Annotated in this window: 13 protein-coding genes and 1 pseudogene; 7 read left to right on the plus strand and 7 right to left on the minus strand. The window is 72.4% G+C overall.

The genetic code is table 11. The annotated features are described in order from the left end of the window. Window positions 1-274, plus strand: a pseudogene (locus MKL01_RS31535) (porin family protein); the annotation flags it as partial. 334 nt (window positions 275-608) lie between these two features. On the opposite strand, the gene MKL01_RS31540 reads toward MKL01_RS31535, so the two are convergent. Then, window positions 609-1,943: an MFS transporter gene (locus tag MKL01_RS31540; RefSeq protein ID WP_243909120.1), complete on the minus strand. Its 1,335-nt coding sequence runs from the start codon at window positions 1,941-1,943 to the stop codon at window positions 609-611. A 477-nt stretch (window positions 1,944-2,420) separates the two neighbouring features. Continuing rightward, on the minus strand, window positions 2,421-3,992 hold the full coding sequence (locus tag MKL01_RS31545) for an ABC transporter substrate-binding protein (protein WP_243909121.1): 1,572 nt from the start codon (window positions 3,990-3,992) through the stop codon (window positions 2,421-2,423). 348 nt (window positions 3,993-4,340) lie between these two features. Between MKL01_RS31545 and MKL01_RS31550 the strand changes: the two genes are divergently transcribed. After that, the gene (locus MKL01_RS31550; protein WP_243909122.1) at window positions 4,341-4,574 is read left to right on the plus strand and encodes a hypothetical protein; all 234 of its coding nucleotides are present in this window, start codon (window positions 4,341-4,343) and stop codon (window positions 4,572-4,574) included. 195 nt (window positions 4,575-4,769) lie between these two features. Further along, window positions 4,770-5,360, plus strand: coding sequence for a hypothetical protein (locus MKL01_RS31555; protein ID WP_243909123.1), 591 nt, complete (start codon window positions 4,770-4,772; stop codon window positions 5,358-5,360). A 38-nt stretch (window positions 5,361-5,398) separates the two neighbouring features. Here MKL01_RS31555 and MKL01_RS31560 read toward each other — a convergent pair whose 3' ends face one another. Together MKL01_RS31560 and MKL01_RS31565 are read right to left on the minus strand one after the other, a co-directional pair. Next, window positions 5,399-5,647 (minus strand): hypothetical protein, encoded by a 249-nt coding sequence (locus MKL01_RS31560; protein ID WP_243909124.1) that lies wholly within the window; start codon window positions 5,645-5,647, stop codon window positions 5,399-5,401. Window positions 5,648-5,794: 147 nt separating this feature from the next. Beyond that, window positions 5,795-6,268: a CYTH domain-containing protein gene (locus tag MKL01_RS31565; RefSeq protein ID WP_243909125.1), complete on the minus strand. Its 474-nt coding sequence runs from the start codon at window positions 6,266-6,268 to the stop codon at window positions 5,795-5,797. Window positions 6,269-6,514: 246 nt separating this feature from the next. Here MKL01_RS31565 and MKL01_RS31570 point away from each other — a divergent pair, with 246 nt between their 5' ends. Beyond that, complete coding sequence (locus MKL01_RS31570) at window positions 6,515-6,973, plus strand: NUDIX hydrolase (protein WP_243909160.1); 459 nt, start codon at window positions 6,515-6,517, stop codon at window positions 6,971-6,973. A gap of 189 nt (window positions 6,974-7,162) precedes the next feature. Continuing rightward, complete coding sequence (locus MKL01_RS31575; protein WP_243909126.1) at window positions 7,163-7,360, plus strand: hypothetical protein; 198 nt, start codon at window positions 7,163-7,165, stop codon at window positions 7,358-7,360. A 367-nt stretch (window positions 7,361-7,727) separates the two neighbouring features. On the opposite strand, the gene MKL01_RS31580 is transcribed toward MKL01_RS31575, so the two are convergent. Both MKL01_RS31580 and MKL01_RS31585 read right to left on the minus strand, forming a co-directional pair. Further along, the gene (locus MKL01_RS31580) at window positions 7,728-8,018 is read right to left on the minus strand and encodes a hypothetical protein (RefSeq protein ID WP_243909127.1); all 291 of its coding nucleotides are present in this window, start codon (window positions 8,016-8,018) and stop codon (window positions 7,728-7,730) included. 100 nt (window positions 8,019-8,118) lie between these two features. After that, window positions 8,119-10,953 (minus strand): PAS domain-containing protein, encoded by a 2,835-nt coding sequence (locus MKL01_RS31585; RefSeq protein ID WP_243909128.1) that lies wholly within the window; start codon window positions 10,951-10,953, stop codon window positions 8,119-8,121. 399 nt (window positions 10,954-11,352) lie between these two features. On the opposite strand from MKL01_RS31585, the gene MKL01_RS31590 reads away from it, so the two are divergent. Beyond that, the gene (locus MKL01_RS31590; protein WP_243909129.1) at window positions 11,353-14,694 is read left to right on the plus strand and encodes a DEAD/DEAH box helicase; all 3,342 of its coding nucleotides are present in this window, start codon (window positions 11,353-11,355) and stop codon (window positions 14,692-14,694) included. Window positions 14,695-14,907: 213 nt separating this feature from the next. Then, window positions 14,908-15,342, plus strand: coding sequence for a GlcG/HbpS family heme-binding protein (locus tag MKL01_RS31595; protein ID WP_243909130.1), 435 nt, complete (start codon window positions 14,908-14,910; stop codon window positions 15,340-15,342). 125 nt (window positions 15,343-15,467) lie between these two features. Here the strand turns inward: MKL01_RS31595 and MKL01_RS31600 are convergent, their stop codons facing one another. Beyond that, on the minus strand, window positions 15,468-16,019 hold the full coding sequence (locus tag MKL01_RS31600; protein WP_243909131.1) for a PAS domain-containing protein: 552 nt from the start codon (window positions 16,017-16,019) through the stop codon (window positions 15,468-15,470). Window positions 16,020-16,404 lie beyond the last annotated feature (385 nt).

Genomic DNA, 16,404 nt, shown 5'->3' on the forward strand with positions numbered 1-16,404 from the left:
CGGCAACGACAGCTTCCGCACCGGCTACGCCGTCGGCGGCGGCATCGAGTACGCCCTGCCCACCGACTCGTTCCTGAACTTCTTCCGCTCCTCGGCCGTCACGCTCAAGGTCGAAGGCCTGTACGTCAACCTCGACCGCAACACCCGCAACCAAGGCGCGTTCGTCATCAACGCCGCCAACAACTTCCCCGTCGTCTACAGCGGCATCGGACGCCGCTCCGACGAGTTCGCCGTCGTCCGCGCGGGCCTGAACTACAAGTTCGGCTCGTACTAAGGGCTTCGGGACGGCCCCTGGGGACGGACGGTCCGGCGCGCCTCGGCGCCCGAACCTGCCGTCCCCGAGGGCCCACGATCGCGACGCCGGTCCACGGTCAGGAGGGGCCGCTTCCGAGAGGAGGCGGCCCCTCTTGTCGTTGCACCGTCCGACACGGACCTGCCTTCGAGGCGGCGGCCCGGCCCCCGGCAGGATTCTGGCGGGCCTCCGGTCCGCCCGGGATCCGCGCGTCCTCCGGATCCGACGCGTCCGCGCCGCCGGGACGGCGCCCCGCAGGACGTCGTCCGGGTCCAGGGCTCCGGCTCCCGATCGGCGCCGGAGCCGTCAACCGGTCTCAGGCGGTCGACGGGCGCGGCGCGCCCTGGTCCGGCCGGGCGGTCCGGCCGGGCACGAGCGACAGGCCGGCCGAGAGCAGGGCGAACACCACCAGGGGCAGGAGGCTCAGGGTGAAGCTGCCGGTCCCGTCCTTGATGGCGCCGATCAGGTAGGGGCCGAGGAAGCCGCCGAGGTTCCCGACCGCGTTGATCGCCGCGATGCTCGCCGCCGCCGTGGCGGGGGGCATCGCCTCGGTGGCGAGCGCCCAGAACGGGCCCTTCAGCATGTAGACGCCCACCGCCGCCACCGTCAGCGCCGCCACCACCGGGCCGAGCCCCGTGAGCACCGTGCCGCCCGCGAGCCCCAGCGCCAGGACCAGGAACGAGAGCGCCAGGTGCCAGCGCCGCTCGGCGGTCTTGTCGCTGTGCCGGCCCCAGAGGATCATGGCCACCGACGCGAAGCCGTAGGGGATGCTGTTCAGGAGGCCGGTCTCGAAATTGCCGAGGCCGAAGCTCTTGACGATCTGCGGCGTCCAGAAGGAGAGCCCGTAGCTGCTCGCGGTCGATCCGAAATAGATGGCCGCGAAGAGGGCGAGCCGCCGGTCGCGCAGCACCTCCCACAGCGGCGGCTTCGCCGCCTGGCCGCGCCGGGTGTTGCGGGTCGCCTCGGCCTGGAGCTGCCGCTCCAGCCAGTCCCGCTCGGCCGCCGGTAGCCAGGCCGCATCCCGCGGGCCGTTCGGCAGCAACCACAGGACCGCCCCGGCCATCAGCACCGCCGGCAGGCCCTCGATGATGAACAGCCACTGCCAGCCGCGCAGCCCCCAGCCGCTCAGGCCGAGCAGCGCGCCCGAGACCGGCGAGCCGAGGAAGGACGAGATCGGGATCGAGATCATGAAGATCCCGATGATCCGCGCCCGGTAGGCCGAGGGGAACCAGTAGGTCAGGTAGAGGATCACGCCCGGGAAGAAGCCGGCCTCGGCGACGCCCAGGAGGAAGCGCAGGCCGACGAACGACCAGGGCCCCTGCACGAGGGCCATGGCGGCGGAGATCAGCCCCCAGGTCGCCATGATCCTGGCGATCCAGAGCCGCGCCCCGAAGCGCTCCAGCATCAGGTTGCTGGGGATCTCCATCAGGAAGTAGCCGAGGAAGAAGATCCCCGCGCCCCAGCCGAACACCGTGGCCGACAGGCCGACATCGTGGTTCATCTGGATCGCCGCGAAGCCGACGTTCACCCGGTCCAGGAAGGAGACGAAGTAGGCCAGGATCAGGAACGGCACGAGCCGCCACCCGATCCGGCGCATCGCCGAGCGTTCGAGCGCGGTATCGTCCGGGTAGACTGTCGTCGGACCTGTCATCGGGCGTATCCTCGCGGGCCGGTCGGCTCTGGCGGCGACCTGTGCCGGACCTGCTTAACCCGTTCGCGACACGGCTGGGAAGCGCTCACAGCGGCGTGAGCAGTCGGATCTGTTGAAGGCGACGGTGTATTCGTACTGCGGGAGATCGTTCACGACCGCTAAATCGCAGCCGTTTCGGTGCTGATTGCGCGCGAGAACGGCCTGAAGAGCTTGGTCTGATGCACGCGCATGGGCCAAACCGAGGCAGGCGTCGGCGGAGATGGTTCGGGCCCGGGAGCCAGGTGTCTCAAGGTGGCTTCCGCGCCTCTCCCTCCCCCGCAGAGGGGGGAGGGAGGGCGCGTGAGAGGTCTGGACCCCCAACCTGGCGACCGGACACTGATCCGGAACCCGATGTGTGGGTCTGCAAGCCGGCAGAGGGGTCAGGAAGCCCGTCGCGAAGCCCGCGCGCAGTCCCCGATCCCGGTCGGCCCCTCCGCCTCAGCCCTTCTTGACGTTCCAGAACACCGGCACGCCGTCGAGGACCCCCGTCAGGGACGGCCTGTAGGAGGTCTGGTTGAAGTACTGCCCGAGCGGCAGGTAGGGCAGGTCGGCGAAGGCCTGCGTCTGCAGGTCGTCCGCCAGCGCCTTGCGTGCGGCGGTGTCGGGGGCGTCGAGCCACTGATCGCGCAGGCGCTCGATTGCCGCGCTCGTCGGCCAGCCGATCGCGGCGCTCTGTCCCGTCCCGCGCAGGAAGGCGCTGACCGCCGGGTTGGCCTGATCGAGCCCCGCCCAGAAGGTGCAGAAGGCGCTCCAGCCGCCCTGGGCGATCGGGTCCTTCTTGGCGCGGCGCTGCACCACCGAGCCCCAGTCCATGACCTGGTAGTCGACGTTGAAGCCGGCGCGGCTCAGCATGTCGGCCGCCACGTCGGCCAGCGCCTTCAGGCTCGGGAAGTCGGAGGCGCCCATCAGCACGATCTTCTCGCCCTTGTAGCCGGCCGCGGCCAGCGCCTTCTTGGCGGCGTCGTAGTCCCGCTTGGCCGTGAGCGCGCCGAGCCCGGCATCGCTGGCCATCGGCAGGCCGGGGCAGAAGAAGCCGGTCGGCACGTGGATCAGCTTGGGATCGGTGCCGGTCACCGCCTGCATGAAGTCGGTCTGGTCGACCACCTTCAGCAGCACCTGCCGGATCGCCGGGTTGTCGAAGGGCGGCTGGAGCTGGTTCATCCGCAGGCAGCCGATCAGGCCGGTCGGGTCGGTGATCCGCGTCGTCAGGCCGCCGAGCGTCGGCACGAGATCGGCCGGCGGCTGCTCCCACCAATCCATCTCGCCGGTCTGCATCGCCGAGGCGGCGGTCGCCTGATCCGGGATGATGGTCCATTCGACCCGATCGACGAAGGCCCGCTTGGGACCGGAGGTCCATTGCGGCGCGCCGCCCTCGCGGGGGACGTAGCCGGCAAAGCGCTCGTAGACGACCTTCGCGCCGACCACCCGCTCGTCCGCCTTGAAGCGGAACGGGCCGCTGCCGACCATCTCGGTCACCTGGGTGAACGGGTCGGTTTTGGAGAGGCGCTCCGGCATGATCGCGCAGATGGAGGAGCCGACCTTGCCCAGCGCGTCCGGCAGGAGCGCGAAGGGCTTCTTCAGGCGGAACTGGATCGTCCGGTCGTCGGGCGCCGTGAGTTCGTCCGTATAGGCCATGAGCGTCTGGCCCATGGCGTCGCGCTTGCCCCAGCGGGCGATGCTCGCCACGCAGTCGCGGGCGAGCACCGGGCTGCCGTCGTGGAAGGTGAGCCCCGGCCGCAGCGTCAGGCGCCAGAGCTTGCCGTCGTCCTCGACCGTGTGGCCGGCGACCATCTGCGGCTGGGCCGCGTAGGTGGCGTCGGTCCCGTAGAGCGTGTCGAACACCGCGAGCCCGTGGTTCCGGGTGACGTAGGCGGTGGTCCAGATCGGATCGAGCACCGTGAGGTCGGCCTGCGGGATGAACTTGAGGGTCCGGGCGGCGGTACCCTGCGCCAGCGCGGGGGCGGCGAGGGCGGCGCCCGAAAGCGCCACGAAAGTCCGTCTGTTCAGCATACCAGCCTATCCACCCGGTGAAGACCGATCATCGTAGCACGCCCCGGGCCATGACCGGCTACCGAGCTTCATCGGCTACCGGGCGTGCCGAGCCGCGTCCGGCCCGGGGGCGGAGCCGCGGCAGGCGGGGCCCGCGGGGGGCGGCTTGCTCGACCCGGGAAAACGGTTTTCGGCCAGCGAAGAGCGCAAATGGCAAGTTTTCGTCAATATAAAGTCTTTATCTGCGGCCATCGGGCTGACGTTCCCGGAGCCGCCCGACGAGGCGTCCCCCGGGCGCGCCGTCGACCTCCGCGAATAGCTGCTGCGTCCCGGTCCCGTGTACGGGCGGGGCATCCCAGGATTGTTGTGATGAATTTCACCGTCTCCGCACGCCTCTCCGCGCGCCGGTTCGCCTATCAGCACGCCTCCGTCCTCAGCGCCCTCGACCAGGGCATGAGCCTGATCGCGGCCGGCATGGCCGATGTGACGATCACGGACGGCAATGGCCGGGCTCGGACGCCCGCGGCGCTGTACCAGTCCCTGTTCGGAACCGGCCGCACCGGGTCGAACCCAGTCCATCCCACCCAGGCGCAGGCGGCCTGACCGGTCCGGACGCCCCGCCCGATCCGATGCAGCAATGCGCCGGTGCCGGGCCGCCGGTCTCGACTGCAGAAAAAATCGGAGAGGAATCGAACGAATACGTGTTCGTCTTCCTAGACATTTTTCGAGATCAGGCTTAGCCTATGTGTGTTCGTGTCGCCGATATGCTGACGCGAATGCTTCCGGAGATCGTTCTACATGAAGCGCCGTAGCGCGCGACCATTCATGGTCGAAGTTAAGGGCGCGCGGACCGCGCGCGCCTCGCTGACCGCCCCCGACCTGCGGGCGCGCCCAGAGAACAGCCTCTGGCAGGAATTGGCCCAGGTCGAGGTGAAGCCGCCGCAACCGGACGTCCCGGCCGCTTCGGCCCCGCGCCCGGAGCGAAAGGAACCGGAGACCCCGGTCCGGCGCGTCCTGCCGAGCCTCGTTCCCATGTTCGAGATCCCGGCCGAGACCGAATCCGAGCCTGACGCCGCTGCGCCCCCCGTGCGGCGGGCCCGGCGCGGACGGCCGCCTGCGGTCGCGCCGAAGCCGGACGCACCGAATCCCGCCCTGCTCGATCCGGCCGTGACGGCTCCGGCCGTGACGGCTCCGGTCGCGGCGAAACCGGCCACGAAGCCGCGTCGCCCGGCCGCGGAGCGCTCCGAACCGGCCGCCGCACCCGCGGTGCCGGTGCCGCCGGCGGAGCCCGGTCAGGGCCCCTCGGCCCGGCCCGGGACCTGGCGCCGGACGAAGGAGCTGCGGCTCGGCGAGCGCTGGAAGCGGCGCCTGCCCCATTTCGCCCGCTGAGCCGATCCTGAGCCGGCCGGTCGCGGGCCGCCGCGCGGTCAGGCGAAGAACGGCCTGAAATTCTCGATCCAGCCGCGCAGCCACGCCTCGCAGGCCTGCTGGGCGGCCCCGGCGTCCTGGCCGTGGCCCCAGATGTCCTCGGCGAGGGGACTCCACCACGTCCAGAGGCGGTTCGAGCCGTCGTACTCGCAGATGGCGACCTGCACGGCCCCGACCCGCCCCACGAAGCGCGGGAGCGGCACGCCGGCCGTCACGTCCTGGGTCCAGGTGATCACGCTCCGGGGCATCCCGTTGGCCATCGTGCCGGACAAGCGAACCGGCGCGAAGGGCTGGGGTCTCGCGTCGCGCCGTCCCGAAAGCCGGCAGCCGCCTGCGGGACGATGCTGGAGAACGTCGCCGCGGCCCGGACGTTCATTCCGCCCTTCGCCGCGGGCTCAGGCGGCCCGCAGCTCCGACAGCGCGCCCGCCGCCAACCGCGAATTGCGGTAGCGCGCGTCCGCGGTGACCTCCCGGTCGATCCAGGGCGGCAGCAGCACCGGCTGGTCCTCCCGTTCGAGCTCGATCTCCGCCAGGATCAGGCCCGAGAGCGTCCCGCCGAACACGTCCACGTCCCAGACGGCACCGGCATGCTCGATCCGGTAGCGGGTCTTCTCGAGCCGCCGGTCCGGCGACACACCGGCCATGAGCGCCTCGCCGTCCTGCGGCGCGATGGCGAACTCGACCTCGTCGCGGCAGGCACCGCGCCGGGGGCTCTTCCATGTGATCAGCGTGCGCTCGCCGGCCCGGCGGATGCGGATCGTGTTGGCGTCGTCCGTATAGAGGTAGCCCTGAACGAAATGCGTCCCCGACCGGCACAGGGCCAGCACGGACGGGTGCGCGATGAACTTGCGCTCGATCTCGACAGGCATGCCGCGACTCGCTGCGGGTGGACCAAAGAGGTTTCGCGGACAAACGCCCGCGACACAAGCGTGGCCGGCCCGCGATGAGCACGGCGTCGCAGACATGGCTCGCCGACCGGCGGGTACGGATGCGGAATCGCCAAATTTAACTATGTAAAGGCGCGAGGAGTTTAACGATTGCAGAATCCTATCCGGCAGAACCGCCGCCTTTCATCCCTGAGGTCGGCCCTGAAAGCGGCATCCAAGCGGACAACCCTGAAGAAGCTGCTTCGGAAGGCTCAGGCCAAACCGCTGAAGCAGGTCGCCGCGCTGCCGTTCCGCATCGGCGCAGACGGCCGGATCGAGGTTCTGCTCATCACCTCGCGTGATACGGGGCGCTGGATCATTCCCAAGGGCTGGCCCATGATCGGTCGCAAGGCCCACCGGGCCGCCGAGCGCGAGGCCTTCGAGGAGGCCGGCCTGAAGGGGCAGATCGCGGCCGATCCGGTCGGCTGGTACCGCTACGACAAGCGCCTCGATCGCGGTCTGGCGCTCCCCTGCAAGGTGCGCGTCTACCCGTTGCGGGTCGAGGTCCAGCACGAGCGCTGGCCGGAGCGGGGGCAGCGCACGCTGCGGTGGTTCCGTCCGGAGGAGGCGGCGCGCCTCGTCCACGAGGACGAGCTCCAGCGCCTGCTCGCGGTCTTCGCGCCGCCGCCGCTCGACGGCCGCGCCTGACCGGCTTCGCATCGATCGGATCCGTCCGACCCGGGTCCCGGACCGTATCGGAGAGCGGCGCGAAGCCCCCGGAGCGAGGAACCCGCCGCCGATCCCGTCGTTGGTCCCGCAGATTGGATCGTTTCTAAGTTCCAAGTCTTCGTTCCGACGCGCGGCGCGGCCTCGAGCCGCCGACCAGGGAGCCTGACCATGAACGCGAAGTGCGAGACCTGCCGGTTCTTCGACGAGCACAAGGGCAATGGCGCCGTGGCGCAGAGCGATGCCGGCCTGTGCCGCTTCAACCCGCCGATCAGCCAGCCCGCCCCCGATTCCAAGGGCCTCTGGCCGGTGGTGGCCGTCCAGGACTGGTGCGGCCACTACACCCCCGAGATGACCGCGGCCGAGTAAGGGACTGCCCCGGCCGACGAGCCGGGGCGTCCCGTACGTGTTCCCCCGGCGGTCCGTTGCCGGGCGAGTGCTTCGGTTGACGCGTCTCTCTTCGTCATACGGGCGGAGCGAGGAGGCCCTAAGCGGCGCGTGTGGCGCCGGCTCATCCCCTTCGCGCAGCCCTCAGGGACGACGGCGCCGAAGCCCTCGTTCGGCGACGGTCCGAGACCGGCCCCCGTCGGAAGGGGCCGGTTCGAACCGGGCGTGCCCGGAGGCGACGGAGCGCCGGCCAAAAAAAGACCGCCCCCGAGGGAGCGGTCCGAAGTCTTGGGAGGAAACGCCCACGCGGGGCAGCAGCACCGCGACACCGTCGCCGTGCTGCACTGCGTCAACCCGCATGGGCCGCCTGGGTTCCTGAACCCGGCTCCACGGCCAGAACCCCGCCTCTCTTTGGGGGGCGGGTGGGGATCGCCCGCAAGCCGGCCGCGACCCGCTGGGTCCGTTCCAGCGTCATGAGGTCCCGCAGCGGCGCCTCGGCGAGGTCGAGCAGCCTGGCGTCGCGCCAGCGCGGCTTGCCGCCGGGCCGGCGACGGAACCAGCGCCCGCGCTCCTCCTCGACGAGCAGGACCAGCTTGCCGGTCCAGGTCCGGCGGAACCAGAAACGTCCGGTCAGGGGCATGTCCGCATCACGGCTAAATATCCGAAGAATGGATACTACAATTTAATCCACGATATGGAACTCACCGGATTAGTTTCGCGAAGAATTTGATTAGATACTGTTAATCGCCGGCAAACCCCTCCGCACGCTCGCGCGGGAGGGCCGGACCCGGCGGGTCGCGCTGCTGCGCCGCCTCGTAGAGCACCTGGGCCAGCTGCTGGGCCGAATAGGGCTTGCGCACGAGGGCGAAGCCGTGGGCGTCGTCGGTGGCCAGGACGTGGCTGTAGCCCGAGGTCAGCACCACCGGCAGGTCGGGGCGGCTCGTCTCCAGCTGCCGGGCGAGGGCGAAGCCGCCCATGCCCGGCATGACCACGTCCGAGAAGACCACGTCGAACCGGTCGGGCGTCCGGTCGAGTTCGCTCAGCGCCTCCTCGGCGGACTTCGTCCAGACCGGGGCGTGGCCGAGATCCTCGAGGATCTGGGTGCAGAACCGCCCGACCCCGAGATTGTCCTCCACGACGAGGATGCACAGGCCGCGTCGCGCCTCCGCCTCCAACCCGCGGTCGCGGCCGGCCTCGGCGGCCTCGGCGGGCGCCTCGACCTGCGGCAGGTACAGGGAGAAGGTGGTGCCGTGGCCAGGAACGCTCGCCACGTCGATGTCGCCGCCCGACTGCTTGGCGAAGCCGATCACCTGGCTGAGGCCGAGGCCCGTGCCCTTGCCGATCTCCTTGGTGGTGAAGAACGGCTCGAAGATCCGCCCCAGATCGGCGGCCGGGATGCCGGCGCCGGTATCGGCGACCCGCACGGCCACGAACGGCCCCGGCGCGCCGGCATGCCCGCGGACCGGCGGCATCGGCCGGTCGCCCTCGAGGCGCAGGGTCAGGGCGCCTTCCCCGTCCATCGCGTCCCGGGCGTTGACCGCCATGTTGATCAGGGCGGTCTCGAACTGGCTCTCGTCCGCGCGCACGTAGCGGGGCGTGTCCGGCAGCTCGATGGCGACGCGGATGCGCGCGCCGGTCACCGAATCCAGCATGTCGGCGATGCTGCGCAGGCGCGCGCAGATGTCGAAGACCTGGGGCTTGAGCGCCTGGCGCCGGGCGAAGGCGAGGAGCTGGCCGGTGAGCTTGGCCGCGCGGTCGACGGTGTCGGAGACCGCGTCGAGGTAACGGCGCCGGCGCTCCTCCGCGAGGTCCGGCCGGCGCAGGAACTCCACGGAGGAGCGGATGATGGTCAGCAGGTTGTTGAAGTCGTGCGCCACACCGCCGGTGAGCTGGCCGATGGCCTCGAGCTTCTGCGACTGGCGCAGGGCCTCCTCGGCCTGGCGCTGCTCGGTGATGTCGCGCCCGAAACCGTAGAACAGGCCGTCCTCCGGGACGACCGTCCAGAGCACCCGGCGCCGGTCGCCCGCGCGGGTCAGGCAGGAGAGTTCCACGTCCTCGATCCGGCGACCCTCGCACAGGGGCCGCAGCGCCGTCTGCGCCGCCGCCCGCTCCGGGGCGGCCACGAAATCCAGGGCGGCCCGGCCCAGAGTCTCGGCCTCCGACCAGCCGAGCGCCCGGCTCCAGGACGGGTTCACCGACTGCACCTGCCCGTCCCGGTCCGAGACGAGCTTCAGCACCGGCGACAGCGTCCAGACCCGGTCGCGGTCGCGGCTCTGGGCGGCGACCTGCGCCTCCAGGCGTTCCGCCCGCGTCTGGAGCAGCGCCTCGATCCGCTTCCGCTCGGAGACGTCCTGCGCGAACACGTAGAACCCGTCGACCCGCCCGTCCGCGTCGCGGCGCGGGAGGTAGCGGGTGTCGGCGGTCCGGATCTCCCGATCCGGGAAGGTCCAGACCCATTCGTGGCGGACCTCGTGTCCGGCGAGCGCCTGCTCGATGGCCGGCCGCCGGGCCTCGAAGGCCTCCGCGCCCAGGAGGTCGCGCACGGTCTGCCCGACCACCTCGGCGGGGGACCGGCCCGTCCAGAGCTCGTAGGCGGCATTGGCGAACTGGTAGACGAGGGTCCTGTCGATGAACGCGATCAGCACCGGCATGGCGTCCGCCACGAAGCGGAGCTCGGCCTCCCGGGCCCGGAGCGCCAGCTCGCCCTGGCGGCGCTCGGTGATGTCGTTGAACAGGATCGCGACGCGGTTCCGCCCCGGCCCGTCGACCCGGTAGGCGTGCACGTCGTACCAGCGGTCGAGGGCCTCGGCCGCCTGTTCGAAGCGGACCGGCTCCCCGGTCAGGGCGACCCGGCCGAAGAGGTCGAACCAGTGCTGCTCGTGGCCGGGCGCAAGGTCCCGCATCCAGCGGCCCACCGCGTCGGTCAGACCGGTCTGCCGCTGGAAGGCCGGATTGACCTCCAGGAAGCGGTAATCGACCGCCCGGTCGCCGTCGGCGAACTTCATCTCGACGAGGCAGAAGCCGGCATCGATGAACTCGAACAGCGCGCGGTAGCGCGCCTGGTTCCGGCGCAGGGCGGCCTCGACGCTCCGGGATTCCAGCTGCGTCATCACCGTCCGGGCGAGCGCCTTGAGGATGAAGAGCTGCTGGTCGCTCAGCCCGCGCGGCACGCGGTCGAGGACGCAGAGCGTCCCGATGGCCCAGCCCTCCGGCGTCACGAGCGGCACGCCCGCGTAGAAGCGCAGGTGCGGGTCGCCCGTCACGAGGGGATTGGCGGCGCTCTCCGGGGACGCCATGAGATCCGGCAGAATCAGGATGCCGTCCTCGCGCAGCGCCTCGGTGCAGAACCCGTAGTCGAGCGGCATCGCCCGCGCCGCGTGGCCGAACGCCGCCTTGATCCACTGCCGGTCGGCGTCGACGAAGTTGATATGCGCCATCGGCGTGCCGCAGGCCTGAGCGGCCATCTCGGCGATTTCGTCGAATTCGCGCTCCGGCGGGGTATCGAGGATCGCGTAGGCGCGCAGAGCGGCGAGCCGCTGAGGGTTCTGGGGCTCGAAACCCGACGGGGTGGGCATTGTCTCGTTCCGCGACACGGGATCGTCATATCCCACGCCTCCGAGCCCCCCAAGTGAGTCCGTGCAACGGCGATCTGTCGGCGTGGCGAACCGTTGGTTTCCGCGACGGTCAGCTCTTGACGGGCCGGACCGGATCCCGCCGCAGCCCGCATTTGCCGCAGGCAGCGGGCTCGGCCGGTCCCGGCGTCAGCCCGGGCCGGTCGCGGGTCGCTCCCCGCGCGGCGTCACGGCCCCATCCCGCGTGCCGGAACGGCGATCCGGGCTCGGTCCCGGCGCCGGCCGGTCCCGGTTTCGCACCGGAGGGCGCGCGCAGTCCGCTGTGGATCGGATCGCCGCGGACGGGAGCCGGCGGGGCCGGTGCGGCGTTGCCGGCTGAAACGGGACGGGTTCGGATCGGGCATGGCCAAGCGCAGGACGAAGGCGGGCGCGCAGCAGGCACTGGAGGAGGCTCCGCTGATGCCCACCGGTGCCCTCGCGGTGGCGCTCCTGGGCCTCGCCGAAGGGCCCGGGCCGGTGGTGCACGTCGCCCGGGATGCCCGCCGCCTGGACGACCTCGCCGCGACCCTCCGGGCCCTCGACCCCGATGCCCGGGTGGCGGTCTATCCCGAATGGGACTGCCTGCCCTTCGACCACGCCTCCCCGTCGCGGGCGACGATGGGGGCCCGGGCGGCGGTGCTGCGCTGGCTGACCGACCGGGACGCCCTGCCGGGCTTCGTGCTGACCACCGCCCCCGCCCTGGTCCAGCGCGTGCCCCCTCCGGAGGCCTGGGCCACGGCCCGGGTGACCCTGCGGGTCGGCGACCCGCTCGACGTCGCCGCGGCGACCGCCGACCTCAAGCGCCTCGGCTACATCCTCGACGAGCGGGTCGACGAGCCCGGCGAGATCGCGGTCCGTGGCCGCACCCTGGAGGTGTTCCCCGCCGCCGCGCCGCGACCCTGCCGGATCGCGCACGCGGACGGCCGCGTCACCGCCATCCGCTCCTACGATCCGATCTCGCAGCGCTCGGTGGCGGAGGCGGACGCCCTCATCGTCGATCCCGCCACCGAGATCGTCCTGGAGCCCGGCTCCGGCCAGAGCTTCGAGCCCTTCACCGGCCAGGAGCACCGCCTGGACCGCTACTACCCGCGCCTCGTCACCCTCCTCGACTACGTGCCGGAGGCGCGCCTCGTGGTCGAGGACGGCACGCAGGCCCGGATCGACGCCTTCTACGAGCAGATGGAGGAGGCGCGGGGGCGGCTGAAGGCGCGCGACGAGCGGGGCCTGGCCGGCGCCGGCCTCTACCTCCCCCCCGAAGCGTGGCACGCCATCGTGGCGGCCCGCGGCCGGATCGCCGCCACCGAGGCGGCCGGGGAGCCCCGCGCCATGCCGTCCTTCGCCCGGGAGCGCCGGCCGGGGACCGCCTTCGCCAAGGTCGTGCGCGAGCGGCTGACGGCCGGCGACGTGGTGGTCCTCGCCGGCGCGGTCCGGCCGCTCCGGCGCCTCGTGCGTCAGGCGGGCAAGATCGCCGAGCGCCCGATCCGCCTGATCGACGCCTGGGCCGACGTGGCCGCGGCGGCCCCGGGCGACGTCCTCGCCCTGGAGGCGCCCCTGGCGGCCGGGTTCCGGGTCCCCGAGCAGGCCGCCACCGTGATCGCCGCCGCCGACCTGTTCGGGCCGGAGGCCGCGGTGGCGGGCGGCGCGCGGGCGATCCTGCCGATGGGCGAGGTCGACCTGCGCGTCGGCGACGTGGCGGTCGACCGCGACCACGGCCTGTGCGTGTTCGAGGGGCTGGAGCCGGTGGCGACGCCCGGGGAGGCGCCCTCCGAGGCCCTGCGCCTGCGCTTCGCGGGCGACGCGATCCTGATGGTGCCGGTCACGCAGGCCGACCGGATCTGGCGCTACGGGCCGGAGCCCGACGCCGTCACCCTCGACAAGCTCGACGGCGGCACCTGGCCCCGGCGCCGCCTGGAGGCGGAGGCCACCATGGCGCGGACCGCCCGGCTGATGCTGGAGGCCGCCCGCGCCCGCCGGGAGACGCGGGCCCCGGTGCTGGCGCCCCCGGCCCGCGACATGGAGCGTTTCGCCGCCGGCTTCGGCTTCGTGCCGACCCCCGATCAGGCCGCCGCGGTTGACGCCCTGATGGCCGATCTCGCCGCGGGCCGGCCGATGGACCGGCTGGTCTGCGGCGATGTCGGGTTCGGCAAGACCGAGGTGGCGCTCCGGGCGCTGGCCGCCGCGATCTTCGCCGGCAAGCAGGCCGCGCTGATCGCCCCGACCACCGTGCTGGCGCGCCAGCATGCCGAGACCCTGCGCCGCCGCTTCGGCCGCTTCGGCATCGAGGTGGCGCAGCTGTCGCGCCTCGTGGCGCCGGCCGAGGCCAGGCGCGTCCGGGCGGGGCTGGCGGACGGCTCGATCCGGCTGGTGGTCGGCACGCACGCGCTGGCCGGGAGCGGGGTGTCCTTCGCCGATCTCGGGCTCACGGTGATCGACGAGGAGCAGCGCTTCGGCGCCAGGATGAAGGCCGACCTGCGCCGCCTCGCCCAGGGCGGGCGGCAAGGCGGCCAGAAGGACGGCCAGAAGGGTGGCCAACAAGGCGGCCACGTGCTGACGCTGACCGCCACCCCGATCCCCCGCACCCTCCAGGCGGCCCTGGTGGGACTCCAGAGCCTCAGCGTGCTGGCTACGCCCCCGGCGCTCCGTCAGCCGGTCCGGACCGTGGTGGCGCCGTTCGACCCCGACGCCGTGCGCGAGGCGCTCGTCCGCGAGCACCGGAGGGGCGGCCAGAGTTTCGTGGTCTGCCCGCGGATCGACGACATCGCCCCCATGGCCGAGCGCCTGCGCGGGCTCGTGCCGGGCCTCGACATCCTGGTGGCGCACGGGGACCTGACGCCTTCGGCCATGGACGAGGTCATGGTCCGCTTCGCCGACGGCGACGGCGACGTCCTGCTCGCCACCGCCATCGTGGAGAGCGGGCTCGACGTGCCCCGGGCCAACACCATGCTGGTCTGGGAGGCCGCCCGGTTCGGGCTGGCGCAGCTCCACCAGCTCCGCGGGCGCGTCGGCCGCGGCCAGCGGCGCGGCACCGTCCACCTGCTCAGCGACCCCGCCGCGCCGCCGCCGGCGGCCGCGCTCCAGCGCCTGCGGGCCCTGGAGGCCCTGGACCGCCTCGGGGCGGGCTTCGCGGTCAGCGCCCGGGACCTCGACCTGCGCGGCGCCGGCGACCTCGTCGGCGAGGACCAGGCCGGCCACGCCAAGCTCGTCGGGCTCGGCCTCTACCAGCACCTGCTGCAGCTGGCGCTCACCGCCGCCAAGGGCGAGCGCGCCGAGGACTGGAGCCCGGAGATCGAGCTCGGCCTGCCGAGCCGGATCCCCGAGGATTACGTGCCCGAGCCCGAGATCCGCCTCAGCCTCTACAGCCGGCTCCTGCGCCTGCGCGACGCCGAGGCGATCGAGGCGCTCGCCGGCGAGGTGGAGGACCGGTTCGGCGCGGCGCCGGAGCCGGTGCTCGCCCTGTTCGACCTCGCGCGGCTGCGCGCCTCCTGCTGCGCGCTGGGTGTGGCCCGGCTCCGGGGCGGCCCGCAGGGCGTCGCGGCCGATCTCAGGCCCGACCGGCCTCTGCCCGCCCTGGCGGCGGAGGACGGCATCGTCCTGCGCGAGGGGCGGGTCGTGTGGAAGCGCCCGTGCCCCGAGCCCGCGGCGTGCGCCGGGCTGGCGGTCGACCTCCTCGACCGGGTCCGCGCCGCCCGGGAACGCGCCCGCTAGGGCCGTTCCCGCCCGGGATGCGCCAGGGCCGCCGGCCGTGCCGAACGCGGCGCGGGTCGTCTCTCCCGTGCGGGCGAGGACGCTCGCCGCCGCGGCGGATGCGGGAGCGCGGGTCGGAACGATGGCGCCGTACTCTGGCCCCACGCCACGCTTGCGCCGGAGCCGTCCAGCGGTCACACGCTGGCGCGCGAGAAACGCGAACGGAAGTGTCTCATGCACGTCACGATTGAGCAGGCCGAGGCGGCCATCGCCGCCGCCCGGGCAGCGGCGGTGGAACGCGGCACCCAGATGTGCATCGCGGTGGTCGATTCCGGCGGCAACCTCAAGGCGTTCCATCGCATGGACGACGCCTGGGTCGGCTCCATCGACATCGCCCACAAGAAGGCCAAGACCGCGGTGTTCTTCGGCATGATGACCGGCCAGATCGGCCAGCTCTCCCAGCCCGGCGGACCGCTCTACGGGATCGAGCATTCCAACGACGGGCTGATCACCTTCCCCGGCGGGATCCCGATCGTCGATGCCGACGGCGTGATGTCGGGGGCGATCGGCGTCAGCGGCTCCACGGTGGAGGACGACCACGCCGTCGCGGAGGCCGGCGCCAGGGCCATCGGCCGCACGGAGCTGCCGGCCCATCCCTGGCGGACCTGAGCGCGGGGGCACCCGGACCGGCCTCCACGTCGGCGGACGGGGCTCTGAGCGGATTGGCGTCGGCAGGCCGACGCCTCACCGGCTGAGGTTCCTGTGCGGTCGCGGGTTTTCGCCGCGAAGCCGGCTTAGCGTCGGGCGAGCGTGCGGCCGATCCCGAGCAGCAGCATGTCGGAGAGCATCCGCAGGTACCCGTCCCCGTGGCGTTCGAGCGCCGCATGGGCCTGGATGCAATGGTCGGCCGCCGCCTCCAGAGGGTCGGTCTGTCCCGGATCGCCGCCGTGGCCCGCAGGCGGCGGCGACGGGGCGTAGAGGTCCGTGACGTCGAGATAGACGCCGCGCCCGTGCAGCGTGCCCGACGGGTCGGGGGCCAGGAAGCCCCGGTTGAGGATCCAGCGGACGTCGCCCGGCCCGGTCAGGACGCGGAACTCGAGCGAGACCGGTCCGCCGCTCTGCCGGACGCGCCGGATCTTCCCGAACACCCAGCCGCGGTCCCGCGGATCGATGCGTCCGAGGGCGATGTCGAGGGGGAGGGGCTGGCCGGCGAGGCTCGGGCTCCCGGCGAGCATGGAGGCGGCCCCCGCGTCGAGCACGGACCGGCCGGCCGGGACGTCGGTGTCCCAGGTTCCGACGAAGCCCGCGGCCTGCAGGGCGGCGATTGCCTCGGACGCCAGATGCATCGAGCCTCCCCTCGACCGGTCGCAACCGGAAATTGTATTATGGCAGACAGACTCGGCCACGACACAGACAGTCGCCGGCGCGGATGTCCAGGGGGCGGCGCCTGTTTGGCGTGCCGTGGGGTACCTGTCACGGTGTCGCGGCATTGGGAACTGGTAAATCTTCGCATCGAATCCCGCAGAGCGAGCTTTCCTCCGTAACCCGTCGATCTTCGGTGGCGCCGGATGGAAGGGGTTTCGGTCCGCTCGTGGCGGATACTTCGCGAGGGTCCGACGAGGGGCCGCGGACGCGCGCCGCGCGGGGCCGGGATCCGCTCCGGCGGGCGGCACATCCCGACGGGTCCCGCGCGGACGGCATCGAAACGTCGCGATCGTGGCGCGGCTCTCT

The sequence above is a fragment of the Methylobacterium sp. J-070 genome (genome assembly GCF_022829385.1).
Lineage (GTDB): Bacteria > Pseudomonadota > Alphaproteobacteria > Rhizobiales > Beijerinckiaceae > Methylobacterium.

What these genes read in the sequence shown, in the direction of transcription:
- MKL01_RS31545 (WP_243909121.1), bottom strand. Translation starts at nt 3,992, where the DNA reads ATGCTGAACAGACGGACTTTCGTGGCGCTTTCGGGCGCCGCCCTCGCC.
- MKL01_RS31550 (WP_243909122.1), top strand. Translation starts at nt 4,341, where the DNA reads ATGAATTTCACCGTCTCCGCACGCCTCTCCGCGCGCCGGTTCGCCTAT.
- MKL01_RS31555 (WP_243909123.1), top strand. Translation starts at nt 4,770, where the DNA reads ATGAAGCGCCGTAGCGCGCGACCATTCATGGTCGAAGTTAAGGGCGCG.
- MKL01_RS31600 (WP_243909131.1), bottom strand. Translation starts at nt 16,019, where the DNA reads ATGCATCTGGCGTCCGAGGCAATCGCCGCCCTGCAGGCCGCGGGCTTC.
- MKL01_RS31575 (WP_243909126.1), top strand. Translation starts at nt 7,163, where the DNA reads ATGAACGCGAAGTGCGAGACCTGCCGGTTCTTCGACGAGCACAAGGGC.
- MKL01_RS31540 (WP_243909120.1), bottom strand. Translation starts at nt 1,943, where the DNA reads ATGACAGGTCCGACGACAGTCTACCCGGACGATACCGCGCTCGAACGC.
- MKL01_RS31565 (WP_243909125.1), bottom strand. Translation starts at nt 6,268, where the DNA reads ATGCCTGTCGAGATCGAGCGCAAGTTCATCGCGCACCCGTCCGTGCTG.
- MKL01_RS31585 (WP_243909128.1), bottom strand. Translation starts at nt 10,953, where the DNA reads ATGCCCACCCCGTCGGGTTTCGAGCCCCAGAACCCTCAGCGGCTCGCC.
- MKL01_RS31595 (WP_243909130.1), top strand. Translation starts at nt 14,908, where the DNA reads ATGCACGTCACGATTGAGCAGGCCGAGGCGGCCATCGCCGCCGCCCGG.
- MKL01_RS31560 (WP_243909124.1), bottom strand. Translation starts at nt 5,647, where the DNA reads ATGCCCCGGAGCGTGATCACCTGGACCCAGGACGTGACGGCCGGCGTG.
- MKL01_RS31590 (WP_243909129.1), top strand. Translation starts at nt 11,353, where the DNA reads ATGGCCAAGCGCAGGACGAAGGCGGGCGCGCAGCAGGCACTGGAGGAG.
- MKL01_RS31580 (WP_243909127.1), bottom strand. Translation starts at nt 8,018, where the DNA reads ATGCCCCTGACCGGACGTTTCTGGTTCCGCCGGACCTGGACCGGCAAG.